The 22577-nt window shown below is 71.9% G+C and carries 23 protein-coding genes; 17 read left to right on the top strand and 6 right to left on the bottom strand.

The window, feature by feature from the left end; translation table 11 throughout:
* Positions 1-9 precede the first annotated feature (9 nt).
* The 4 genes from N1028_RS10295 (at position 10) to N1028_RS10280 (ending at position 4245) form a co-directional block, all read left to right on the top strand.
* Entirely contained in the window at positions 10-1110 is a 1101-nt protein-coding gene (locus N1028_RS10295) for a glycosyltransferase family 2 protein (protein WP_259527768.1), read from the top strand.
* 2 nt (positions 1111-1112) lie between these two features.
* Entirely contained in the window at positions 1113-1949 is an 837-nt protein-coding gene (locus N1028_RS10290) for a CDP-alcohol phosphatidyltransferase family protein (protein ID WP_259527766.1), read from the top strand.
* A 50-nt stretch (positions 1950-1999) separates the two neighbouring features.
* Positions 2000-2845, top strand: coding sequence for a glycosyltransferase family 2 protein (locus N1028_RS10285; protein ID WP_259527763.1), 846 nt, complete (start codon positions 2000-2002; stop codon positions 2843-2845).
* Between the two features lie 116 nt (positions 2846-2961).
* Positions 2962-4245 (top strand): CDP-glycerol glycerophosphotransferase family protein, encoded by a 1284-nt coding sequence (locus N1028_RS10280; RefSeq protein ID WP_259527755.1) that lies wholly within the window; start codon positions 2962-2964, stop codon positions 4243-4245.
* A 19-nt stretch (positions 4246-4264) separates the two neighbouring features.
* Here the strand turns inward: N1028_RS10280 and N1028_RS10275 are convergent, their stop codons facing one another.
* Positions 4265-4513: a hypothetical protein gene (locus tag N1028_RS10275; RefSeq protein ID WP_259527752.1), complete on the bottom strand. Its 249-nt coding sequence runs from the start codon at positions 4511-4513 to the stop codon at positions 4265-4267.
* A gap of 86 nt (positions 4514-4599) precedes the next feature.
* The gene (locus N1028_RS10270; RefSeq protein ID WP_259527751.1) at positions 4600-5460 is read right to left on the bottom strand and encodes a hypothetical protein; all 861 of its coding nucleotides are present in this window, start codon (positions 5458-5460) and stop codon (positions 4600-4602) included.
* A 48-nt stretch (positions 5461-5508) separates the two neighbouring features.
* On the opposite strand from N1028_RS10270, the gene budA reads away from it, so the two are divergent.
* From budA to N1028_RS10255, 3 genes are all read left to right on the top strand, one after another.
* On the top strand, positions 5509-6243 hold the full coding sequence (gene budA, locus N1028_RS10265) for an acetolactate decarboxylase (protein WP_259527749.1): 735 nt from the start codon (positions 5509-5511) through the stop codon (positions 6241-6243).
* Between the two features lie 19 nt (positions 6244-6262).
* Complete coding sequence (locus N1028_RS10260; RefSeq protein ID WP_259527747.1) at positions 6263-6814, top strand: MOSC domain-containing protein; 552 nt, start codon at positions 6263-6265, stop codon at positions 6812-6814.
* Positions 6815-6887: 73 nt separating this feature from the next.
* Positions 6888-7862, top strand: coding sequence for a TIGR03557 family F420-dependent LLM class oxidoreductase (locus N1028_RS10255; protein WP_259527738.1), 975 nt, complete (start codon positions 6888-6890; stop codon positions 7860-7862).
* Positions 7863-7910: 48 nt separating this feature from the next.
* Here the strand turns inward: N1028_RS10255 and N1028_RS10250 are convergent, their stop codons facing one another.
* Entirely contained in the window at positions 7911-8774 is an 864-nt protein-coding gene (locus tag N1028_RS10250) for an SDR family oxidoreductase (RefSeq protein ID WP_259527728.1), read from the bottom strand.
* A gap of 106 nt (positions 8775-8880) precedes the next feature.
* Here N1028_RS10250 and N1028_RS10245 point away from each other — a divergent pair, with 106 nt between their 5' ends.
* On the top strand, positions 8881-9264 hold the full coding sequence (locus tag N1028_RS10245) for a winged helix-turn-helix transcriptional regulator (protein ID WP_259527726.1): 384 nt from the start codon (positions 8881-8883) through the stop codon (positions 9262-9264).
* Here N1028_RS10245 and N1028_RS10240 read toward each other — a convergent pair.
* Complete coding sequence (locus N1028_RS10240) at positions 9237-10160, bottom strand: aminodeoxychorismate lyase (protein ID WP_259527724.1); 924 nt, start codon at positions 10158-10160, stop codon at positions 9237-9239. The two genes, N1028_RS10245 and N1028_RS10240, sit on opposite strands and share 28 nt — an antisense overlap.
* A gap of 71 nt (positions 10161-10231) precedes the next feature.
* On the opposite strand from N1028_RS10240, the gene N1028_RS10235 reads away from it, so the two are divergent.
* From N1028_RS10235 to N1028_RS10195, 9 genes are all read left to right on the top strand, one after another.
* Positions 10232-12040: a CYTH and CHAD domain-containing protein gene (locus N1028_RS10235; protein WP_259527722.1), complete on the top strand. Its 1809-nt coding sequence runs from the start codon at positions 10232-10234 to the stop codon at positions 12038-12040.
* Between the two features lie 146 nt (positions 12041-12186).
* Positions 12187-14331, top strand: a complete 2145-nt coding sequence (locus N1028_RS10230; RefSeq protein WP_259527720.1) for an acyltransferase family protein — start codon at positions 12187-12189, stop codon at positions 14329-14331.
* 43 nt (positions 14332-14374) lie between these two features.
* Positions 14375-14938, top strand: coding sequence for a TetR/AcrR family transcriptional regulator (locus tag N1028_RS10225; protein WP_259527718.1), 564 nt, complete (start codon positions 14375-14377; stop codon positions 14936-14938).
* Positions 14935-16473, top strand: a complete 1539-nt coding sequence (locus tag N1028_RS10220) for an MFS transporter (protein WP_259527715.1) — start codon at positions 14935-14937, stop codon at positions 16471-16473. Before N1028_RS10225 ends, N1028_RS10220 begins: the two co-directional genes overlap by 4 nt.
* Positions 16474-16528: 55 nt before the next feature.
* Entirely contained in the window at positions 16529-16879 is a 351-nt protein-coding gene (locus tag N1028_RS10215; RefSeq protein WP_259527713.1) for an ArsR/SmtB family transcription factor, read from the top strand.
* Positions 16876-17388 carry an SRPBCC family protein gene (locus N1028_RS10210; RefSeq protein WP_259527697.1) on the top strand — a complete coding sequence of 171 codons (513 nt, stop codon included), beginning with the start codon at positions 16876-16878 and terminating at the stop codon, positions 17386-17388. Before N1028_RS10215 ends, N1028_RS10210 begins: the two co-directional genes overlap by 4 nt.
* Positions 17389-17407: 19 nt before the next feature.
* Positions 17408-18553 carry a permease gene (locus tag N1028_RS10205; protein WP_259527695.1) on the top strand — a complete coding sequence of 382 codons (1146 nt, stop codon included), beginning with the start codon at positions 17408-17410 and terminating at the stop codon, positions 18551-18553.
* The gene (locus tag N1028_RS10200; protein WP_259527693.1) at positions 18546-19391 is read left to right on the top strand and encodes a TIGR03943 family putative permease subunit; all 846 of its coding nucleotides are present in this window, start codon (positions 18546-18548) and stop codon (positions 19389-19391) included. Before N1028_RS10205 ends, N1028_RS10200 begins: the two co-directional genes overlap by 8 nt.
* Positions 19381-20811 carry a hypothetical protein gene (locus N1028_RS10195; RefSeq protein ID WP_259527691.1) on the top strand — a complete coding sequence of 477 codons (1431 nt, stop codon included), beginning with the start codon at positions 19381-19383 and terminating at the stop codon, positions 20809-20811. Before N1028_RS10200 ends, N1028_RS10195 begins: the two co-directional genes overlap by 11 nt.
* A gap of 113 nt (positions 20812-20924) precedes the next feature.
* Here the strand turns inward: N1028_RS10195 and N1028_RS10190 are convergent, their stop codons facing one another.
* Both N1028_RS10190 and N1028_RS10185 read right to left on the bottom strand, forming a co-directional pair.
* Positions 20925-21527, bottom strand: a complete 603-nt coding sequence (locus N1028_RS10190; RefSeq protein WP_259527686.1) for a DnaJ family domain-containing protein — start codon at positions 21525-21527, stop codon at positions 20925-20927.
* Positions 21524-22534, bottom strand: a complete 1011-nt coding sequence (locus N1028_RS10185) for a putative endonuclease domain-containing protein (protein ID WP_259527681.1) — start codon at positions 22532-22534, stop codon at positions 21524-21526. Before N1028_RS10185 ends, N1028_RS10190 begins: the two co-directional genes overlap by 4 nt.
* Positions 22535-22577 lie beyond the last annotated feature (43 nt).

The raw sequence follows: 22577 nt of genomic DNA, 5'->3' as shown, positions 1-22577 counted from the left end.
GCGGATGCGATGACCCAGCCGAACACCGGACCGGACGACGGACCGACCCCCGGGCCGAGCGCCGAGCCCTCCGAGCTGGGCGGCCGTCCCGGAGTCTCCTACGTGATGCCCGTGCTCAACGAGGTCGTGCACGTCGAAGCGGCCATCGCGAGCCTGCTCGACCAGGACTACGAGGGGCCGTTCGACGTGATCGTCGCCCTGGGCCCGTCGATCGACGGCACCACCGAGCTCGTCGAGCGGCTCTCGGAGGTCGACCCGCGCATCCGCGTGATCGAGAACCCGACAGGGTCGACGCCCTCCGGCCTCAACGTCGCCATCCAGGCGTCGCAGTACCCGATCGTCGTGCGGGTCGACGCGCACTCCCTGCTGCCGCGCGACTACACCCGCATCGCGGTCGAGGCGATGCTCCGCACGGGGGCCGCCAACGTGGGCGGCATCATGAAGGCCGAGGGCACGACGCCGTTCGAGACCGCCGTGGCCATCGCCTACGGCTCGAAGGCAGGCCTCGGCGGCGGCGCCCACCACGTGGGCGGCGAGGAGGGCCCCGCCGAGACCGTCTACCTCGGCGTCTTCCGGCGCGAGTGGCTCACCCGCGTGGGCCTGTTCAACGAGGACATCCGCCGCGGCCAGGACTGGGAGCTGAACCGGCGCCTCCGGGCCTCCGGCGGCGTGGTCTGGTTCACGCCGCGCCTGGTCGTCACCTACCGCCCCCGGCCCTCGCTCGAGCGGCTCGTGCGGCAGTTCTTCTCCACCGGGCTCTGGCGCGGCGAGCTCGCGCGCCGCTTCTTCTCGGCCAACGCCCTCAAGTACTTCGTGCCGCCCATCACCGTGGCTGTCGTGGTGCTGGGTCTGGTCGCCGGGATCGTCGGCGTCATCACGACCGCCGTCGGCGGGGCGGCCGGCACGTGGCTGTTGCTCGGCTTCGTCGTGCCCGCCGTCTACACGCTCTTCGTGATCGTCGCGGCCCTCGGGGCCGCCCGGCAGGCCGGCGGTCGCACGGGTGCACTGTTTCTCGTAGTCTTGCCCTGCATCCATTTCAGCTGGGGGCTGGGATTCATCCTCGGCTTCCTCACGCTGACCAAGAACATCACAGCGCACACGGGAAGGTGACAGTGTCGCAATCCCCATTCGGTCGCCCCCCGGCCGGTCGGCCCACAGCTGGGCGGCCGTCGTCGATCGCCGAGCTCAAGGCCGTCGCCCAGCCGCCCGAGGTGCGAGGCCGCCGCAACGCCGAGCACTGGACGGCGTCGCTCTATCTCCGCAACCTCTCGCCCTACGTCACCTGGGTGCTGCTGAAGACCTCGATCTCGGCCAACGGGGTGACGGGGCTGATGATCCTCACGGGCTGGGCCACCGCCGCCGCCCTGCTCATCCCGGGCATCGGCGGAGCGGCCCTCGCGCTCATCCTGGGCCAGCTGCAGATGCTCGTCGACTGCTGCGACGGCGAGGTCGCTCGCTGGCGCCGCACCTCGTCTCCTGCGGGCGTGTTCCTCGACAAGGTGGGGCACTACACCACCGAGTCGCTCATCCCGATCGCCCTCGGCCTCCGCGCTGCCGGACTGCCGTTCGACGCCCCGGAGGACTTCCTCTGGACGACGCTCGGCCTCCTGCTGGCCCTCGTGATCGTGCTCAACAAGGCCCTCAACGACATGGTGCACGTGGCGCGGGCCAACGCCGGGCTCGACAAGCTCGCCGACAAGCAGGGCGAGTCCGAGCCGTCGCAGGCCCTCGTCGCCCGACTCAGGAGAGCCGCCCGCTTCGTGCCCTTCCACCGGCTCTATCACTCGGTCGAGCTCACGATGCTCATCTTCGCGTTCGCCGTGGTGGGCCTGTTCATCGGCGGCGTGCTCGCCGACCGCATCCTGCTGATCGCCCTCGTGCCGCTGTCGGTCCTCGCGCTCGTGGGGCACTTCGTGGCGATCATGGCCTCCAAGCGGGTGCGCTCCTGAGCACCTCGCCCGAGTCGGTGCCGGAGCCAGCGCCCCCAACGGTGGGCGTCGTGCTGCTCACGCAGGGCACGCGGCCGGAGGACCTCCGCCGTGGAGCACTCTCGCTCCTCGCCCAGCAGGGGGTCGAGCTCGACATCGTCTGCGTCGGCAACGGCTGGGTGCCCGAGGGGCTCCCGGATGCGGTGCGCACGTTGGCCCTGCCCGAGAACGTCGGCATCCCGGCCGGCCGCAACGCGGGAGCCGCCGTCGTCTCCGGTGAGTGGATCTTCTTCCTCGACGACGACGCGAGCCTGCCCTCGCCCACGTTCCTCGCCGACGCGATCGCGCTCATCCGGGCCGATCCGGGCATCGGGCTGCTGCAGCCGCGCGTCGTCGACCCCGAGGGCCGAGAGAACCCGCGCCGCTGGGTGCCGCGCATCCGCAAGGGCGAGCCGGATGCGTCAGGGGACGTGTTCTCGGTGTGGGAAGGCGCCACGCTGCTGCCCCGGGGGGTCTTCGACGCCACGGGCGGCTGGGCCGCATCCTTCTTCTACGCTCACGAGGGCATCGAGCTCGCCTGGCGGGTCTGGGACCAGGGCCTGCGCACCTGGTATGCGGGCGACCTCGTGGCGCACCACCCCGCCATCGAGCCCACGAGGCACAGCTACTACTACCGCCTGAACGCCCGCAACCGGGTGTGGCTGGCCAAGCGCAACCTGCCCGCCGTGCTCGTGCCGCTCTACGTCGCGAGCTGGACGGGCATCCAGATCCTCCGCTGGGCCCAGCGCCCCGCTGCGCTCCGTGCCTGGTTCGGCGGCTGGACCGAGGGCTGGCGCACGAACGCGGGGGAGCGGCGCCCGATGTCGTGGCGCACCGTGCTGCGGATGACCCGCGCGGGCCGGCCGCCGATCGTCTGACACCGCCGCCCGCCGCTCGCCCGGAGGGTTCGCCCCAAGGTCACGATTGACTAAAGAAGCGCCGCGCATCCGCTGAACCGGTCGGGCCGGCGCCGAGGCGTGGTTAGCCTTGACGGGTGGGTGTGCTGAGCGATGCGAAACTGGGTCTGAAGGTCGTCCGCGACCTCCTCGCGGGGCGCGCGGTGCGCTCCCGCCTGGCCTCCCAGCTCGCCGAGCGCGGTCCGCTGCCCAGTCGCCGCTTCGAGATCGGTGTGTACTTCGCCGACGGCGCCGTCAACCTCTACCAGATGCGTCAGTGGTACGCGCCGCTCGCCGAGCTCGACCGCACGCATCCGGTGGTCGTGCTCAGCCGGAGCCCCGACGGCACGAGCGCGCTGCTCGAGGAGTCGCCCGTTCCCGTGGCCTACGTGCGCAAGGTCCAGGATCTCGAGGACTTCCTCGAGGAGCACGAGCTCAAGGTCGTCCTCTACGTCAATCAGAACTCCCGCAACTTCCAGATGATGCGCTACGGCCGCCGCTGGCACGTGTTCATCAATCACGGCGAGAGCGACAAGATGTACATGACGACGAACCAGTTCAAGGCCTACGACTACTCGTTCGTCGCCGGTGACGCCGCCATCGCCCGCCTCGAGCGCGTGCTCTGGGACTACGACTTCGACAAGCGGGCCCTCCCGATCGGCCGCCCGCAGGCCGACCACTACACCGGGCTCACGCCCTATCAGCCCGACGACCGCACGGTCGTGCTCTACGCGCCCACCTGGGAGGGCGACCGTTCGGCCGCCGCCTACGGTTCGGTCGCGACGCACGGCGTGGCCCTCGTGAACGACATCCTGGCCTCGCCCTCGCACCGCCTGATCTACCGTCCGCATCCCCGCAGCGGAGTCCTTGACCCGGCGTACGGCGCGGCCAACCGTGCCATCGTGGCGGCCATCGCGGCGGCGAACCGCGCCGATCCCTCGGCTCAGCACGTCTACGACACGGGGGCCGAGCTCGGCTGGCAGCTCGCCGCCGCCGACGTCGCGATCGTCGACATCTCGGCGATGGTCTACGACCGCCTCGCCACCGGCAAGCCGCTGCTGATCACCCGGCCGGTTGCGGAGGACGCCCAGATCGACACGGGCGGCTACCTCTCGGACTGCGAGTGGCTGCTGGCCTCGGAGGCCGGGAGCGTGCGCGACCGCATAGACCAGGTCTCGCATGACTCGGCGGCGGGAGTGCGTCTCGGCCGCTGGGTGCGGCACTACTTCGGAGACACGACGCCCGGAACGGCCACCCGCCGCTTCCACGAGGCCATCGAGAAGCTGCTCGCGGAGTGGACGAGGAACGCCGCGCTGCACGCTCGCGACGAGCCGGTCGACGTGCACCAGATGCACGGCGCCGAGGAGCGCGACGACCTCTAGCCAGCTGTGGCTGGAGCAGCTAGCTGTGGCTGGAGCGAGAGACCGCGTACTTCGCCACGATCACCGTGACGCCGGCGATCAGCAGGAAGACCGCGGCCGTGACGAGCATCGGCGTGAAGTCGTAGCCGGTCTGCGCGAGCGCGGGCTCCGGGTCGGCGTCGTGGCCGGCCAGGGCGGCGGCCGACGCCGCGAGGGTGCCCGAGCCGAGCAGCACCGCTGTGGTGAACACCACGGCTGCAGCGCGGGCGAGCGTCGACCGGATCGTCATGCCGCCCCCTCTTCCGCTCGTGTCTGAGCGGGCATGCGTGCCTCACTCGACCTCCAGGCTACCACTTGCCTGTGAATCGGCGTCGCTCAGATGCGGATGTCAGGCACCCGCGTGTCGGATCCGTCGAGCGGACCCGGCGCCTCGGTGGTCGTCCCGGTGATCGCCTTGCGCCGGCCGGGAAGGGCGAGCCGGCGACGGCCGCCCGATCCGAGCTGCTTCTCGGACTTCACGCGCTTCCGCGTGAGGGCCTTGGGCGCGCCGGGCGCCTTCATCGTGATCGCGAGCTCGGGCGGGAAGGTGTAGGGCGGCATCCCGAACGCCGTCCGGGCACTGGTCACCACCGTGCGGCCGAGCACGAGGTTGCCGACGCCGCCGATGGCCGCCCCGATGCCGAACGGGATCGCCCGCCCCACGACGTTGGCGCCCTGACCTGCGGCGAACCGCTTGAGGAACTGCTTCTTGAGCTGGTCGGCCACGGGACCCACGACGAACTGGGGGAGGCTGCTCGTGACCACCTGGCCCCAGTAGGCATTGCGCGTCACCCCGCCGGTGGCCTGACCCGCGATCTGCTTCAGGAGGTCGCTTCCGGCCTTGCCCATGAGGAGCGTCATCACGAGGGCGCGGGCGCGATCCGGATCGTCGACCGCTATGCCGTGCACCTCGGTCACCGACTGGGCGAAGAGCGCCGTGGTCTCGAGGAACCCGGCGGTCTCGACCGCGCTGAGCCCGAGCGAGATGCCCGTGCCGACGAACGGCAGCATCGAGCTCGCCCCCACCGCGGCGCCGCCGGTGGTGACGGCCGCCACGTAGCGGCGCTCGAGGATGACGAGGAGTTCGGTGGGCGACGCGTTCGGGTGCAGGCGCCGGATGCTGCGGAGATGGGCGAGGACGACCGGCCGGTGCACGCTCAGCACGCGGTCGATGTTGCGCTCGGTTCGGGTTGCCATGACTCCACTCTGGTGCGTTCTGCTGAAGAGTGCGCGAGAATGCCCCTCATGCGCCGTTCGCCCGCTCCCAAGCTCCTGCAGCAGTTCTCCATCGTCGACGCTCTCGTGGCGGGCCTGTTCGACGGCGTGTTCAGCGTGGAGGAGGTCGGCAGGGCCGGCGGCTTCGGGCTCGGCTGCGGCGACCACATGGACGGCGAGCTCGTGGTGCTCGACGGCGTGTTCCGGATCTTCCACGGTGACGGCACGATGAGCGTCCTCGATCCCTCGGAGCAGGTGGCCTTCGCCGAGGTGGTCGACTTCACCGCCGGGAGCACCGAGCTCGTGGAGGCCGTCGAGTCGCTGCCCGAGCTCGAGGCCGAGGTGCGGCGACGGGTGGTGAGCGCGAACATCTTCCACGCCGTGCGGTTCGACGCCCACTTCGCCGCGATCAGCCTGCGCGAGGCCAAGCGGCAGTCGAAGCCCTATCTGCCGCTCGCCGAGGCCGTGCACGACCAGCGGGAGGTCGTGCTGACGGATGTCACGGGCACCCTGCTGGGCTTCCTCGCGCCGCAGGTGTTCCAGGGCGTCACCGTGGCTGGCGCGCACTTCCACTTCGTCTCGGCCGACGGGGAGCAGGGCGGGCACGTGCTGGGGCTCGCGACCGCCACGGGCGACCTCGCCGTGGAGAGCTACTACGGCGTGAGCGTGCAGCTGCCGAGCTCGCCCGAGTTCCTCGCGGCCGAGCTCGACCTGCCGGGCGCCGACGATGTCATCCGGCACGTCGAATCGGACCACCAGCAGTGATTCCGGATCGCAGGCCCTGATGGAGGAGCGGGAGTTCGACGTGCAGATCGAGCACCTCCTGGCATCGTCGAGGCATCGCTACGAGGGCCGACCTTCCGACGGGCCCCGGAACGCCGCACCGGGGGAGCAGGAGAGCCGCGAGCGGATCCAGGTGCGGGCCGGGCGCGGGATCGTGGGCGATCGGTTCTTCGGGCACGGTGCGCACCGCCCGGCCGCGGTGACCGTGATGGCGGCCGAGTCACTCGACCACGTGGCCTTCGCGCTGGGGCTCGACCGCTCGCCCGATCCGGCGCTCGCCCGCCGCAACATCGTGCTGCGAGGGTTCGACGTCGATGCCCTGAGGGGAGCGGCGTTCAGTCTCGACTCCGGCCAGGGTGCCGTGCAGTTCCAGGGCCACCGCCCGGCGAACCCGTGCGCCTGGATGGACGTCGTGTTCGCCCCCGGTGCGCACAGGGCGCTGCGGGGCCGGGGCGGCGTGCGCTCGGAGCCGCTGTCGGACGGCGTGCTCGTGCTGGGCCCCGCCGTGCTCCGCACGGCGGCGCGTTCGCTCAGAGAACCGACTCTCGTCTGACGCAACCCCCTGCGGGTCGCGGCGTCGAGTGTCACGGTGGAAGCACGTGACACCCGATGGACAGGAGACGACGATGGTTCGATTCGGCTACACCCTCATGACCGAGCAGAGCGGCCCCCGGGAGCTGGTGCGCTACGCCGTGGCCGCGGAGGAAGCGGGCTTCGACTTCGAGGTGTCGAGCGACCACTACTCGCCGTGGCTCACCGAGCAGGGGCACGCGCCCTATGCCTGGACCCTCCTCGGCGCCGTGGCCCAGGCCACCTCGCGGGTCGAGCTCGCCACCTACGTGACCTGCCCCACCGTGCGCTACCACCCCGCCGTCGTGGCGCAGAAGGCGGCCACGCTGCAGCTGCTGGCCGAGGGTCGTTTCATCCTGGGCCTCGGCTCGGGCGAGAACCTCAACGAGCACGTCGTGGGCGAGGGCTGGCCGGCCGTCGCCGCGCGACAGGACATGCTCGAGGAGGCGGTGCAGATCATCCGGGAGCTCCACACCGGTGAGCTCGTGACCTACGACGGAGCCTACTTCCGAGTGGACTCCGCGCGCATCTGGGATCTGCCCGAGGAGGGCGTGCCGATCGGGCTGGCGGTCTCGGGCGAGAAGTCGATCGAGCGGTTCGCCCCGCTCGGCGACCACCTCATCGCCGTCGAGCCGGACGAGGAGCTCGTGAAGGGCTGGGCCGCCGCGTCCGGATCCGGTGCGGCGTCGCGCTCGATCGGGCAGCTGCCGATCTGCTGGCACCCCACGTCGAAGGAGGCGGCGGTCGAGCAGGCCCACGAGCAGTTCCGCTGGTTCGGCGGCGGCTGGGGCGTGAACGCCGACCTGCCGACGCCTGCGGGCTTCGCCGCGGCCAGTCAGTTCGTGCGTCCGGAGGACGTGGGAGGCTCGATCGCCTGCGGACCGGACCTCGATGAGATCGCTGAGAGCTTCCGGCCCTACCTCGAGGCGGGGTTCACGGATGTCGCTCTCGTGCAGGTGGGCGACGAGGGGCAGGACGAGTTCCTGGCCGAGGCCGCGCCCGCGCTGCTGGAGAAGCTCCGCGCGCTGTGACGGAAGGAGCTCCGCGCGCAGACGAGCGCGCGGAGCTCCGGAGCCGGCTCAGACGGAGCGGAAGTACTCCTCGAGCGTGACGGTCGGGCGGCCGATCAGACGGCCGAGGTCTCCCGAGGTCTCGCCGAGCAGCCCGTCGCGGATGTTCCCGTCGAGGGTCACCACGAAGCCCGCGGTGCCCTCGTCGAGGCCCGCAGCGGTGAGCGCGGCGAGGTGCTCCTCGGGCGTGGAGTCGGAGAACACGACCTCCCGGCCCAGCACGCGCGCGGCCGCGGCGGCGAACTCCTCGCCCGTCCACGCCGTGTCGCCCGAGAGCTCGTAGACGGCGCCCGCGTGCGCCTGGGGGTCGTCGGCCGTGACCACGGCGGCGATCGCCTCGGCGTAGTCCGAGCGCGAGGCGCTCGCCACGGTGCCCTGGCCGATGGAGGCGAGGTGCACACCGGTGGCGCCGGCCTGGGCGAAGGCGTTGGCGTAGTTCTCGTTGTACCAGTTGTTGCGGAGGATCGTGGCGGCGAGGCCCGACGCGGCGATGAGCTCCTCGGTGGCCTTGTGCTCGGGAGCGAGCACGAGGGCGCTCGTGGTGGCCTTCGGCGCGCTCGTGTAGACGAGGCGTTCGACTCCGGCGCGCTTCGCGGCCTCGATGGCGTTGCCGTGCTGCTCGACGCGCTTGCCCACTTCGCTGCCGGAGACGAGGACGAGCGTCGATGCACCGGCGAGGGCCGCATCGAGCGAGGCCGGGTCGGAGTAGTCGATCACGGCGGTGCCCACGCCCGTGGCGTCGGCGAGGGCGGCGAGCTTCTGCGGGTCGCGGCCGGCGCCGACGATGCCGTCGGCGGGCACGCCGCGGGCGAGGAGGTGATCGATGGCGAGGCGGCCGAGGTGTCCGGTGGCGCCGGTGACGACGATGGTCATTGCTTCCTTTCGTGGACTGCGTCCGCAGCCCGTCATCCGGGTGCAACGGCGGCCCGGTCCTGATGCTTCCCAGACGAAGGTACCCACTTTTTGGTAAGTTGTCTGCATGGTGGATTCGATCGGTCAGGTCATCGGGGAGGCGAACCCGTTCGCGGCGAACTGCGCGAGTCGTCAGGTGCTCGATCACGTCACGAGCAAGTGGGGGGTTCTCGTGCTCGTCGCACTCGCGCAGCAGCCGATGCGCTGGGGGGAGCTGCGGCGCTATGTCGAGGGCATCAGCGAGAAGATGCTCGCGCAGACACTTCGCGCCCTCGAGGCCGACGGCTTCGTGCTGCGCGCCTCCGCCGGATCCGTGCCGCCACGCGTCGACTACAGCCTCACGCCCCTCGGCGCCGAGCTCGGACAGGTGCTCATCCCGCTCGTGCAGTGGGTGGGCGCCAACGTGGGCCGCGTGGGCGAGAGTCAGGAGGCCTGGCGCGCCGAGAGGTAGGCGTTGAGGTCGGTGGTGAGGGCGTGGTCGACCTCGAGCGCGCGGCCGTCGAGCTCGGTCACGGGCACGGCCTGGCGCACGGCCGAGACGAGCCAGACCGCGTCCGCCCGGTGGAGGTCGCTGGCCCGCAGTCGCACGGCGTCGGCATCATGGCCGCGCGAGCGCAGGAACTCGAACGCCCGCCGCTGCGTCGTGCCCGGCAGGATGCCGACCTCTGCCGACGGGGTCGAGAAGCGGTTGCCCTCGCGCAGCAGCACGCTCGCGGTGGGGGCCTCGAGCACGAAGCCGTCCGAGCTCGTGAAGACGACCTCGTCTGCGCCCCGCCTCGCCGCCTCGCGGAGGGCTGCGGTGTTGATGGCGTAGGAGAGCGTCTTCGCGCCCTGAAGGAGCCACGGCGACGTGCGGCCCACGTCGTGCCGGTAGCCGCGGTCGAGAGTGACGACGCGCACGCCCTCGCGGCGCACCGCCGTGAAGTCGCGGGCGAGCTGGGCGAGCACCCAGCCGGTGGGGCGGCCCGATCCCTCGATGCCGCGGGTGAGCACGAGCTTGACCGCGAGCACGCCGAGCCCCGCTGTATCTGTTTCTACTTCTGCTTCTGCCTCGGCGGCGGCGATCGCGGCCTCCACCGCGCGCCCCCAGACCTCCCGGTCGGGTTCGGGCAGGTCGAGCAGCAGCGCGGATGCCCGGAACCGGTCGAGGTGCGCGGCCAGCGCGGGGGCCCGCCCCTCCGACACCATGACGGTCTCGAAGACGCCGTCTCCTCGGGTGGTGCCGAGGTCGAGCACGCTCAGCTGGGGCTCACCAGGGTCTCGGCGTTCGAACTCCGGCTGAGTGCTGACCGGGACGTCGATGCCGACGGCGGGCTTGTTGACCAGAATGAGAACGGGCGTGGACACATCCTCAGTGTGCTCCGCCGCACACCAACCCGCCGCCGCACGCGCCGACACCAGGAGAGACCGACCGAGCCATGGACCACACCACGCAGATCGAGATCGAACGCAAGTACGCCGTCGACGAGTCGACGCCCCTGCCGGAGCTGAAGGGCATCGCCGTGGGCGAGGGCGGCGAACTCGAGGTGCGAGCCCTGGAAGCGGTGCAGCTCGAGGCGGTGTACTTCGATACCGCCGATGGTGCGCTCTCGCAGCAGCGGATCGCGTTGCGCCGCCGGCAGGGCGGGCACGACGCCGGATGGCACGTGAAGCTGCCCGCCGCCGAGGGGCGTGAGGAGCTGCAGTGGCCGCTCGAACCACCGGCGGCGCTGCCGCGCGAGGGGGCCGAGTCCGACCCCCAGGTGCCGGCCGGGGTGCGCGAGGCCGTCATCGTGCACGTGCGCGATCACGAGCTCACCCCGCTCGCCCGACTGTCGACCGTGCGCCGCATCACCGAGCTCGTCGACGCATCCGGTGCCGTCGTGGTCGAGATCGCCGACGACACCGTCACCGCGACCGACGCTCGTGCGGGAGTCGTGCGCGCCTGGCGCGAATGGGAGGCCGAGCTCGGCCCGGCAGCTCCCGCGACCGCGGAGGAGCGCGGGGGCCTCCTCGACCAGGTGGAGGCCGTGCTGCTGGCCGCCGGCGCCCGGCACTCGCCGAGCGTCTCGAAGCTCGCCCAGGCGCTCGGGCGCACGGGCCTCGGCGAGCCCGGGACCGCGCTCGACGACGCGATGCCCGAAGCAGGCTCCGACGCCCCCGCCTCCGGAGGGCTCCACGCGGTGACGCCCGAGCCGGTGGACGGCCCCCTGGGAGCAGGGCTGCGGGAGTTGGTGGAGCGCATCCGGGAACTCGACCCGGCGGTGCGTGCCGACGAGCCCGAAGCCGTGCATCGGATGCGCGTGGCGGTGCGCCGGCTGAAGACGGTCCTCGCCGTGCGCCGAGCGGATCTGCCGGAGCAGACGGAGGAGGTGCGTGCCGGTCTGCAGCGGCTCGGCCAGGTGCTCGGCGAGGCCCGCGATCTCGAGGTGCGGGCCACGCTCGCAGGGGAGGCGCTCGACGCCGTGAAAGCGCTGCGCGGCAGCGACGACGCGGATGCCCGTCGCCGGCTGATCGACGGCACGGCCGACGAGCGGGCTCGGGCTCTCGACGGCCTTCGGGCGCACCTGTCGGACGAGCCGTACCTGCGCCTGCTCGACTCGCTCGAGGTGCTGGTGGGGCCGGCAGGCGCCTCCGACCCGGACTCGGGCGACGAATCTGTCGCACCTGCGAAGGGCGGCAGGAAGTCGAAGTCGAAGGACAAGGACAAGGCCGGCGGGGGAGGCGGCAAGAAGGCGAAGGCTGCCAGGAAAGCCGCCGAGGAGGCCCGTGCGGCATCGGATGCTGCGCAGAAGGCCGACAGGGCGGCCGCGAGGAAGGCTCTCCGCAAGGCGTCGAAGCGCGCGGTGCGACGCTCCGTGAGCGCCGACGCGGCAGCACCGGCGGTGCCGGGAGGCGGAACCCCCGGGGCGTCGATCCTCGAGTCGGCGAAGGCCACGGCGGGCCTGCACCGCTCGCGGAAGGCCGCGCGGCGCCTCCGCTACGTCGCCGACTTCGAGACCGGCACGGGCGCGACGGATGCGCGCGCCACCTCGGCCACGGCAGAACGGCTCCAGGATGCCCTCGGCGACCACCGCGACGCCGCCGTCTTCGCCGAGTACGTGCTCCTCACGGCCGGGCGGGCCGAGGCGGCGGGTGAATCCGGCTTCACCTACGGCGTGCTCTACCAGCGCTTCCTCGACCGGGCCGCCGAGGCCCTCGACGAGGCCGCCGCCGCGCGCCGAGCCCTCCGCCGCGCCGTCGACTGACCCCGCTCGACTGACCCCGCTCGATTGACGCCGCTCGGCGGTCCCAGCCGAGACGCTGCGACGATGGCAGCGCTCACCGACAGCTGTCGGGAAAGCGAGGGATGTGACCGGACACGTCGCGGAAGGGCGCTAGTGTGATCTCCGCCATGAAGACAGACGTGCCAGAAGACCGCTTCCGTTCCGACATCCAGGGCTTGCGGGCCGTGGCCGTGGTCGCGGTGGTGCTCGCCCACGTGCTGGGCTGGCCGCGCGGCGGCTTCGTGGGGGTCGACGTCTTCTTCGTGATCTCCGGATTCCTCATCACCGGCGTGCTGATCCGCGACCACGAGACGCATGGCCGGCTCTCCCTCCGGCGCTTCTGGGCCACGCGCCTTCGCCGCATAGCGCCTGCCGCGGTGCTCGTGCTCGCCGCCACGACCATGGCCGCCTGGTTCCTGTTCAACCAGCCGCGCTTCGTGCAGACCGCGTGGGACGCCGCGTCGTCGTTCCTCCTGGTGTCGAACTGGCGGTTCGCGGCCGAGGGTACCGACTACTTCGCGATGGACGACGCGGTGTCGCCCCTGCAGCATTTCTGGTCGCTCTCGGTGGAGGAGCAGTTCTACATCATCTGGCCCGTGCTGCTGCTCGTGGTGCTGCTGCTGTTCCGCAAGCGCGGGCGGGCGGCGGCCGGTCTGCTGCTCACCGTGCTCGTGGCGGCGTCGTTCGCCTTCGCGCTCTGGCAGAGCGCCGCCGACGCTCCGGTCGCCTACTTCTCCACCCTCACGAGGGTCTGGGAGCTCGGGCTCGGCGCCCTGCTCGCCACGGCGGCGCCCCTGCTCGCGCGCCTGCCGCTCGCTCTCCGGGCCGTGCTGGGCTGGGCCGGGCTCGCAGGCATCCTGGTCTCGTTCTTCGTGATCGACGACACCGTGCTCTTCCCGGCGCCGTGGGCGGCCCTGCCCGTGCTCGCGACGGCCGCGGTGCTCGTCTCGGGGCTCGGCCGCACGCCGAAGCACCTCCTCTTCCCGCTCACGAATCCCGTCAGCCGGTTCTTCGGCGACATCTCCTACTCGCTCTACCTCTGGCACTTCCCGGTGCTCGTGTTCCTCGCCGTGCTCATGCCGGTGCGGAGCCTCCAGGGCGACCTGCTCATCCTGGGGCTCGGTCTCGCGCTCGCGCTCGTGTCGTACTTCCTGGTGGAGCAGCCGCTGCACCGGTCGCCGTGGCTGCGGGCGCGGGGCGAAGCCGCCGCGGAGGCCTGGCAGTCCTGGCGCGAGCGATTCGGCGCGCAGTTCATCCTCTCGTCGCTCGGCCTCGTGGTGATCGTGGTGGCCGTCGCGGTCACCGTGCAGCTGTCGGCGCGGGGGAGCGGGCCGCTCGCGCTGCCGCAGCCCGACGCCCCCGCCGCGGGCGAACAGGCGCCCGGCGCCGCCCCGGGCGATCCCGCCGCCGATCCGGCCACCGTCAACCCCGAGGACGCCCTGCAGATCGAGCTCTGGAACGCCGCCTCCGCCACGGAGTGGCCGGGCGACCTCTCGCCCTCGATGGACCAGGCGATCGCCGACGGCTCGAGCCGCAACCCCGCCGCCGGATGCTTCGCCGTGGGCGGCAGCCCCGACTTCGACCGCTGCAGCTGGGGCGACGGCAACGCGCCGAACCGCCTCTACCTCGTGGGCGACTCCACAGCCCTCGCCTACGCGCCGGCCTTCAAGGAGATCGCAGAGTCGAGCGGGGGCCAGTGGCGGGTGACCACCGTTGGGCTCTACGGCTGCCGTTTCACCGATGTGCTCGTGCAGAACGACGGTGCCGGCGTGATGGATGCGTGCCCCGCTCGCAAGCAGGAGATCGCCGAGCGCATCGCCGCCGAGCAGCCCCAGCTCGTGGTGGTCTCGAACGCCTATGCACTCGGCAACACGACCGACCGGCGGCCGCTCTCGACCGGTGACCTCGTCGCATCGACCCTCGCGGAGTCGGCCCAGTACGGCGTGCCCGGCCGCGTCGTCCACCTCGCGCCGCCGCCCCTCGGCGGCAATCTCGGCGCGTGCTACTCGCCCGTGACGAGCCCGCAGGACTGCACCACGGGGATCGATCCGGCGTGGAGCGACTTCCAGGCGAGCTTCGAAGCGGCGGTCGCGGCCTCCGGGACCGGCGACCACGTCGTGAGCTCGCTCGGCTTCAGCTGCGCCGAGGGCTACTGCCCGGCTTTCGCCGGGACGACCCCTACGAAGTACGACCAGGTGCACATGACACCGGAGTACGCCAAGAAGGTCGCTCCCTCCATCCGCTGGGAGCTCGCAGCCCAAGGCCTGCTGTAGCGCACACGAACAGACCGACCGGTCGGTCTGTTAGTGTGGAAGCATGCAGTCAGACGCGCGTGCCCACATCCTCGAGACCATGCGGGAGCTCACCATCCGCGCGGGCGCGCTGCCCTCGATGGATGCCGTGGCGAAGGCCGCCGGCGTGTCCAAGGGCGGGCTCACCCACCACTTCCCCAACCGTCCCGCGCTCCTCGGCGCACTCGTCGAGATGGTGGGCCTGCGCACCACCGAGACCTTCGAGCGGGCCCGCCTGTCGGCGCCCGTCTCGCGGGCCTACCTCGAGACCTCGGTGCCCGACTCGGGAGAGCTCGACGACTTCTTCGTGATCTTCACCTGCTACCAGGCCATGCGCGCCGCGGGCATCGAGGGTCATCCGTCGTTCGACGCGTTCGTCGTCGACCTCACGCGCGCCCTCACCGCCGAGTTCGGCGACCCGTTCCAGGCGCTCATCGTGCGCCTCGTGGGCGACGGGCTGCTGCTCAACTCGGTCATGGGCACGCCCGTGCCCGCCGAGGAGCGCGACGCCCTGATCGAGCACTTCTCACGCGCCGCATCCGGCCCGACTCCGTCGCGCACCTCCTCCACCACCGAAAGCACCTCATGACCACGCTCCACCCCGCCGCCACGCAGGCGGGCACGCCGCGCCGTGCCTGGTTCGCGCTCGCCATCCTGCTGCTGCCCGTGCTGCTGGTCTCGATCGACAACACGGTGCTGAGCTTCGCGCTGCCCACCATCACCGAGCAGCTGCGACCGGATGCGTCGACCCAGCTCTGGATGATCGACATCTACTCCCTCGTGCTGGCCTCGCTCCTCGTGACCATGGGTGGGCTCGGCGACCGGTTCGGTCGGCGGCGACTGCTGCTCATCGGCGCCACCGGGTTCGCCGTCGTCTCCGTGGTGGCGGCCTTCTCGCCCACGGCCGAGCTGCTCGTCGCGGCACGCGCCGCACTCGGCTTCTTCGGGGCCATGCTCATGCCCTCGACGCTCGGGCTCATCCGCAACATCTTCCCCGACGCCGACCGCCGGCGGCTCGCGATCGCCATCTGGGCGGCCGCGTTCGCCGTGGGCTCGAGCCTCGGGCCCATCATCGGCGGAGCCCTGCTGCAGGCCTTCCCCTGGGGCGCCGTGTTCCTCGTGGCCGTGCCGATCCTCATCCCACTGCTCGTGCTCGGGCCCTTCCTCATCCCCGAGTCGAAGGATCCGCATCCGGGCCCTCTCGACATCCCGAGCGTGGTCGTGTCGTTCCTCGGCATGCTCGGGATCGTCTACGCCATCAAGACGCTCGCGCACGACGGCTTCGGCGATCTCGCGCAGTGGGGGCCGGCCGCGGCCGCCGGTGTGCTCGGCGTCGTCGGCGTCGCCTGGTTCGTGCGGCGGCAGCTGCGGAGCGAGAATCCGCTGCTGGACATGAGGCTGTTCGCCCACGGGCCGTTCACCGCGTCGATCCTCGCGAACTTCCTCTCGATCGTGGCGCTCATCGCGTTCATCTTCTTCGTCTCGCAGCACCTCCAGCTCGTGCTCGGGCTGAGCCCTCTGGTGGCCGGGCTCGTGCTGCTGCCCGGGGCCCTGATCTCGGTGGTCTCGGGGCTCGGGGTGGTGAAGCTCGCGCGCCGGTTCCGGCCCGAGAACCTGCTGCTCGTGGGGCTCCTGCTCGTGGCGTTCGGGTTCGGCCTCGCGTTCGTGATGCGGGGCGACCTCAGCATCGCGGCCATCGTGATCACCTTCGGGTTCCTCGAGCTCGGCATCGGGCTGTCGCAGACCCTCTCGAACGACATCATCGTCTCGAGCGTGCCGCCCGCGAAGGCGGGAGCGGCCTCCGCCATCTCCGAGACGGCCTACGAGCTCGGTGCCGTGATCGGCACGGCCACCCTCGGCACGGTGCTGACGGCGTTCTACCGCGCGCAGGTCTCGGTGCCCGCCGGGCTGACGGCCGAGCAGACGCACGCCGCGGGGGAGACCCTGGGCGGTGCCGTGTCGGTCTCCGAGCAGCTGCCGGCCGACCTCGGGGCAGCGCTGCTCGCCTCCGCGCAGCACGCGTTCGAGAGCGGGGTCGGTGTGCTCACGGCCGCAGCCACAGCCCTCGCGCTCATGGCGGCAGTCGTGGTCTGGGTGGTCTTCCGCCGCCTGCGCACCCGCTGACCCCGATTCATAGCTGAGCCTTGCGGCTCAGTGTCACGCCCGCTAAGTTAGCCGCATGGCTCAGTATGCGGAACGTCTCGACGAGGTCTTCCACGCGCTCTCCGACCCCACCCGCCGCGCCGTCGTGCGCCGCCTCGGTACGGGACCGGCGAGCGTGGGAGAGCTCGCGGAGCCGTTCGAGATGGCTCTCACCTCGTTCCTCAAGCACATCCGGGTGCTCGAGACGAGCGGATGCATCCGCACCGTCAAGCGGGGGAGGGTGCGCGAGTGCGTGCTCGAACCGCACGCCTTCGCGGCGGTGGACGGGTGGCTCGCCGAGGAGAGGGCGGTGTGGGAGTCCCGCACCGACCGCCTCGAGCGCTTCGTGCTGAGCGGGACGGACGACGAAAGGGAAGACGGATCATGACGGAGGCAGCAGGAGCAGGGGCAGGGGCAGCCGCTGGAGCAGATGCAGTGCTCGACCCCGAGCTCGATCTCGAGGTGAGTCGCGTGATCGCGGCGCCGCGGGAGACGGTGTGGCGGGCGTGGGCGGATCCGCGCCGGCTGGAGGCGTGGTGGGTGCCCGCTCCGGCTCGGTGCCGGGTGGCGGAGCTGCAGCTGCGGCCCGGGGGATCGTTCGAGACCCTCATCAGCGAAGACGGCGCGGAGTTCGCGCCCCACATCACCGGCTGCGTGCTCGCGGTCGAGGAGGGGTCGCGGATCGTCTGGACGACAGCGCTCGTGGGTGGCTGGCGACCGGCCGCCCAGCCGTTCGTCACCGCCGAGATCTCCTTCGCCGATCATCCGCAGGGCACCCTCTACCGGGCGCGGGCGATGCACAAGGATCCGGCGGACCGGGCGATGCACGATGAGCTCGGGTTCCACGACGGGTGGGGAACCGTGACGCGCCAGCTCGCTCAGCTGGTGGAGGGGTAGCGCCCCGTACGCTGGTCCGGTGACTCGAGAGCTCGGTGGTGCGACGGCTGCTCCGGGAACCCCTCGCCGGGAGCCGGAAACCGGGCCGGGTCCGCGATCGGGGTCGCGCTTCGCGATCCGCGGGCTCGTGGTCGCCGCGGTGCTCGCGGCCGTGCTGCTTGTGCTGCGCATCGTCAGCTCGGGCTGGGACACGGCGGTCATCCCCGACCGGCTGAGCGACTTCGTCACCCTCTCGATCAGCGTCGTCATCGAGTCGCTGCCGTTCGTGTTCCTCGGCATCCTGCTCTCGGTCGTCGTGCGGTTCTGGGTGCCCGACACGGTCATCCACCGGCTCCTCCCACGTCGGCGTGTGCTCAGGCGGGCGGCGCTGTCGCTGCTCGGGGTGCTGCTGCCGGTCTGCGAGTGCGGCAACGTGCCGCTCGCCCGAGGCCTCATGATGAAGGGGCTCAGCGTTCCGGAGGCGATGACGTTCCTCCTCGCGGCACCGATCCTCAACCCCGTCACGATCGTCACGACCTACCAGGCGTTCGGCTGGGACGACGGGATCCTCGTGGGCCGCATCGTCGGCGGGTTCGTGATCGCGAACCTCGTGGGCTGGCTGTTCAGCCTGCACCCGCGGCCCGATGACCTCCTGACGCCGGGCTTCAGCGCCGCGTGCAAGCACGAGGCGGCGCACGCCGGCCACTCGCACGCGGCCGCGGGCGCTGGTGCGCGCCGCGGTCTCGCGGGCGTCTTCAGCCCCGCCGGCCGGGCCGCCCAGAAGGTCAAGCTCCGCGGCGCCGTCGTGGCGTTCTCCGAGGAGACCTCGGCCATGCTCCCCGCGCTCGTCGTGGGCTCGGCGATCGCGGGCGCCATCCAGGTGGGGCTCTCGCGCGACATCCTCCTCGCCCTCGGCAGCAACCCGATCTGGTCGGTGCTGGCCCTCATGATCCTGGCGTTCGTGATCGCGATCTGCTCCAACGTCGACGCGTTCTTCATCCTCTCGTTCGGCGGGACCTTCCTGCCGGGCGGCATCGTGGCCTTCCTCGTGTTCGGCGCGATGCTCGACATCAAGATGGTGACGCTGCTGCGCACCACCTTCACCACGGCGACCCTCGTGCGACTGCTCATCGTGGTCGGGCTGGCGAGCCTCGCACTCGGATTCGGGGTGAACCTCCTTGCGTGAACGACTCCTCTCCCGCTGGCGTGGCGTGCTGCTCAGCCTCGTGGGCATCGTGGCCATCGTGTGGCTCGCTGCCACCGGGCGGCTCGGACTCTACATCCACCCGCGGTACTTCGAGTTCACGGTGGTGATGGCGGTGATCGCCGGGGTGGCCGTGATCGCTGCGTTCGCCGTGCTGCCGGGGGTGCGCGACGGCGACGACGGGCACGGGCACGGGCACGACGGTGATGACGGGCATGGGCACGACGGGCACGACCACGACGGGCTCGCGGATGCCGAGGGCCACGAAGCGACGGGCTCCGGGACCGCCCCGCGCCGGCAGCTCTTCTGGTCGGTCATGACGGTGCTCGTGATCGCGGGCACCGCGGTGGCTCTGCTCGTGGTGCCGCCGCAGACGCTCACCACGGCGACCGTCGACCAGCGCGACCTCAACAACTCCGTCGCCGTGGCGAACGCCTCCGAGACCGCCCAGCTGGTCGCGAGCGACACCGCCGGCTTCACGGTCAAGGACTGGGCCTCCCTCATGCGCCAGGGCGCCGGCGAGGAGTACTTCGCCGACAAGACGGCCGAGGTGACCGGTTTCGTGACACCCGACCCGCAGGATCCGGAGAACGTGTTCTATGTCGCGCGCTTCGTCGTGACCTGCTGCGCCGTCGACGCGCAGCCCGTGGGCGTGCCGGTGTACCTGCCCGGCTGGGAGGAGACGTACCCGGTCGACAGCTGGGTGACGGCATCCGGCGGCTTCGGGCCCAACCCGAGCACCTCGAGCGCCCAGGCGATCGTGCTCGAGCCGGCCGAGCTCGCGCCCACCGACGAGCCGGCGGAGCCGTATGTCTACTGAGGCCGACCGCTCCGACCGGTTGCGGATGCGCCGCTACCAGCGGGCGAGCATCGCCACGGTGGTCGCGCTCGCGCTCACGGCGGGAGTGCTCGGGGCCGCCGCGGTGCTCCGCGGTCCGCACCTCGACTCCGCGGCCATCAACGCCGCAACCGCCATCCAGCGCCCCGGCCAGCGCCTCGTGCTGCAGCCCGACCAGCCCATCGAGCCCATCACAGCGGCCGACGTCTCGGTCACCCCGGCGGCGCCGTTCGAGGTGGGGGTCGACGAGGCGGGCGTGACCCTCACCTTCACGGGCATGCTGCGCTACGGCACCGACTACAGCGTGCGTGTCTCCGGCGTCGAGGGCACCTCGACGGGGCTTCCCGGATCGCTCGCCTACGACTTCTCGACACCGGATGCGACGGTGCACACCCTGCTCCGGCGCGGTGGGGCGGCGGCCGGCCCCGACAAGCCCGCCGACCAGGTGCTCGCGAGCGGTCTCACCGTGGCCTCGGGAGCCGGGACCGACGTGATCTTCGAGGCACCGCGCATCCAGCAGTTCGCGGTGGCGGGCGACGTGACCGTGGCGATCGTGCTCGACGAGGAGGGCGCGGGGTCGCTCGCGCTCACGGTGGGCGACTCGGCGGTCGAGGGAGTGCACACGCCCGTGGGCGCGCGGCTGCAGAACCTGCGCTCGTCGCCGAGCGCGGGACTGTTCGGTGTGTCGGTGAGCGGCGGTGCGGATGCCTCCGGCAGGGAGTACCAGAACGCCCTGTTCGTGTTCGATCCGCAGGTCGGGTCGGGGCGGGCAGAGGAGGTTCTCGGGTTCGGTGGGGAGCCGCTCCGGGTCGTCGACTGGCGGTTCGTGCCCGGCACCTCGTCGATCGTGGCGCAGGGCGTCGACCAGCAGCTCTACCTGCTCGATCCGCTCGCGGGCGGGGAGCCGGCGGCGCTGGGCCGGCACGCCGAGATCCGGGGCTTCCTGCCGGGCGGGGTCACCCTCGTGGTGGCCGATCCCTCGGGCGTGTCGTCGATCGACCTCAGCACGGGCGACGTCGCTCCGATGCCGCTCGCGGAGGCGACGGTCGATCCTGCGCTCTACCCCGGCACGATCGTGGCGCTGCTGGACGGCGGGAGCGTGCGGCGCTACGACGAGATCGACTACTCGAGCGCGCAGGCGGTGCAGTCGTCGGTCATCCTGGTAGCCGACGCCTCGGGAACGCGGGAGCTGTACCGGTCGCCCGTCCCCGGATCGCGCGTGCGCACCTTCTGCCTCTCGCCCAACGGGCAGTACCTCGCGGTCGAGACCATCGCTTCGGGCAGCCTCAGCGACGGCTACGCGCTCCCCGGCTACAGCGACATGACCACGTCGTTCGTCGACCTCGCCTCGGGCGCGGTCACCCGCAGCGTCCCGGGCTTCCTCCCCGACTGGTGCACCTGACCCACCCCCACCCTCAGCTCTTGTTCTGCCGAACCGTCACTTCTCACGCATCCGGCGCCGTCTAGGCGTGAAAAGTGACAGTTCGGCAGAGGGTCGGGGAGGAGAAGTGAAGCTCAGCGGGAGGCGCGGCGCTCGGCGCGGAGGCGGAGGCGGCGTTCGCGGCGGGGGAGGGCGTCGAGTTCGGCCTGGTGGCGGGCGCGGGCCTCGGCCGCCTCGGCCACCCGCGCGGCGCGGCGCTCCCGCCAGCGCTCGAGCTCGACGTCGATGTCGCGCGGGGGAGTCACCACCGGCGGGCCGCCCTGCAGCTGGCGCCTGGCCTCGATCACGCGGCGGTTGAAGTCGGTGAGGATCTCGCTCACCTCGGCCTCGGAGCCCACCCGGTCGAGCCGGTCGTCGAGCTCGGCGTTCTCGGTGCGCAGGGTGAGAGCGGGCGGCCCGAGGCCCGTGAGGCGCTCGCGCTCGATCTTGCGTCGGATCCACCAGTCGGGGTCGTAGGTGCCGCCGAGCCCGGTCAGCGGTTTGCCGGCACCGGGGAGGTGGTCGAAGTCGCCGCGCCGGATGGCCTGGGCGATCTCGACCTCCACGATCTGGTCGCGCTGCTCCATGGTGGGGCGGCCGGCGTCGGCCTCGCCCTCCTCCGGCAGTCCTCCGCCCGAGCGGTAGCGGGCGGCCTTCAACCGCGGGTCGGCGAGCTCCCGGTTCTCCTTCTCCGTCACCCTTCCAGCGTAGGACGATCGGCCGAGGGCGCCAGGTACGCATTCACGAAGAGCGGGCCGCGCAGCTCGCGGAGGCGCTCCAGGATGCGGTCGACGAGTCGACCGGTGACGCCGGAGGCCTCGAGGTCGTGCGGACCGATGGGCAGGAGCGGCCGGCACCGGATGCGCACGACCTCCCACCCCGCGGCGCGCAGCAGCCTGTCCTTCTGCCGATCGGACTCCTCCCGCGGCCCCACGTGCTCGAGGCCGAACCGCCCCACCGTGTCGTACTCGATAGCGACCCGCAGCTCGGCGAGCACGATGTCGGGCCACACCTCGTGCCGGCCGTGGAACGGCCGCCCCACGGCGACCGCGTTGGCGAACCCCGGGGCGTCGAGCTCGAGGGCGAGCTCCAGCCGGGCCGCCAGCCGCTGCCGGAGATCGGCCTCGACCGCCGAGGCCGGCCGCGGAGCCTGCGCGCTGAAGAACGGTTCCCCGGGCGGTCGGGCCGGCGGGGCGGCCCGCGGCCGTGACGGCGTTCTCGCCCTGGCCCGCGAGGCGGGTGGATACGGCACGGGTGGATCCGGTGCGGGCGGATTCGGCACGGATGGGTCCGGTGCGATGAGCTGATGTGGTCTTGGGGTCGGATGATCGGCCGGGGGTGGCCCCGACGAAAGCTTCCAGGGCTCGCGCACGGCGTCGGGAAGAGCGGGCGCTCGACGCGGGGCGGCGAGCTCCGCGCACACGGGGCACCAGACCGAGCGGCGGCGACGGCCGCCCGGGCGCGAGCGCTGCTCCTCGGGCGTGGCGACGAAGCGGTGCCCCGTGTCGCACAGCCACACCAGGTAGACGTCGGCCCCTGGCGGGATCTGGCTCAGCGTGCGCCCGTCGTTGAACTCCGGTCGGTACTGCCGCACGAGCATCGGATACGACGCCCACGCCGCGCGGTACGTGCCGACCGCGTAGGGCACGTCGGCACCCTTGGAGCGCTGCCGGCGCTCCCACCAGGCCTGGATGTTCTCGGGCACCCCCTCACCCTGCACGCGACCACCGACATCCGGTGCCGATGTC

The organism is Herbiconiux oxytropis, assembly GCF_024979315.1.
GTDB lineage: Bacteria > Actinomycetota > Actinomycetes > Actinomycetales > Microbacteriaceae > Herbiconiux > Herbiconiux oxytropis.
Note: the sequence above shows the minus strand (reverse complement) of the source record. Positions and strands in the feature narration are given on the sequence as shown.

What these genes read in the sequence shown, in the direction of transcription:
- N1028_RS10235 (WP_259527722.1), top strand. Translation starts at nt 10,232, where the DNA reads ATGGACCACACCACGCAGATCGAGATCGAACGCAAGTACGCCGTCGAC.
- N1028_RS10225 (WP_259527718.1), top strand. Translation starts at nt 14,375, where the DNA reads ATGCAGTCAGACGCGCGTGCCCACATCCTCGAGACCATGCGGGAGCTC.
- N1028_RS10210 (WP_259527697.1), top strand. Translation starts at nt 16,876, where the DNA reads ATGACGGAGGCAGCAGGAGCAGGGGCAGGGGCAGCCGCTGGAGCAGAT.
- N1028_RS10215 (WP_259527713.1), top strand. Translation starts at nt 16,529, where the DNA reads ATGGCTCAGTATGCGGAACGTCTCGACGAGGTCTTCCACGCGCTCTCC.
- N1028_RS10230 (WP_259527720.1), top strand. Translation starts at nt 12,187, where the DNA reads ATGAAGACAGACGTGCCAGAAGACCGCTTCCGTTCCGACATCCAGGGC.
- N1028_RS10245 (WP_259527726.1), top strand. Translation starts at nt 8,881, where the DNA reads ATGGTGGATTCGATCGGTCAGGTCATCGGGGAGGCGAACCCGTTCGCG.
- budA (WP_259527749.1), top strand. Translation starts at nt 5,509, where the DNA reads ATGCGCCGTTCGCCCGCTCCCAAGCTCCTGCAGCAGTTCTCCATCGTC.
- N1028_RS10270 (WP_259527751.1), bottom strand. Translation starts at nt 5,460, where the DNA reads ATGGCAACCCGAACCGAGCGCAACATCGACCGCGTGCTGAGCGTGCAC.
- N1028_RS10260 (WP_259527747.1), top strand. Translation starts at nt 6,263, where the DNA reads ATGGAGGAGCGGGAGTTCGACGTGCAGATCGAGCACCTCCTGGCATCG.
- N1028_RS10275 (WP_259527752.1), bottom strand. Translation starts at nt 4,513, where the DNA reads ATGACGATCCGGTCGACGCTCGCCCGCGCTGCAGCCGTGGTGTTCACC.
- N1028_RS10220 (WP_259527715.1), top strand. Translation starts at nt 14,935, where the DNA reads ATGACCACGCTCCACCCCGCCGCCACGCAGGCGGGCACGCCGCGCCGT.
- N1028_RS10295 (WP_259527768.1), top strand. Translation starts at nt 10, where the DNA reads ATGACCCAGCCGAACACCGGACCGGACGACGGACCGACCCCCGGGCCG.
- N1028_RS10255 (WP_259527738.1), top strand. Translation starts at nt 6,888, where the DNA reads ATGGTTCGATTCGGCTACACCCTCATGACCGAGCAGAGCGGCCCCCGG.
- N1028_RS10195 (WP_259527691.1), top strand. Translation starts at nt 19,381, where the DNA reads ATGTCTACTGAGGCCGACCGCTCCGACCGGTTGCGGATGCGCCGCTAC.
- N1028_RS10250 (WP_259527728.1), bottom strand. Translation starts at nt 8,774, where the DNA reads ATGACCATCGTCGTCACCGGCGCCACCGGACACCTCGGCCGCCTCGCC.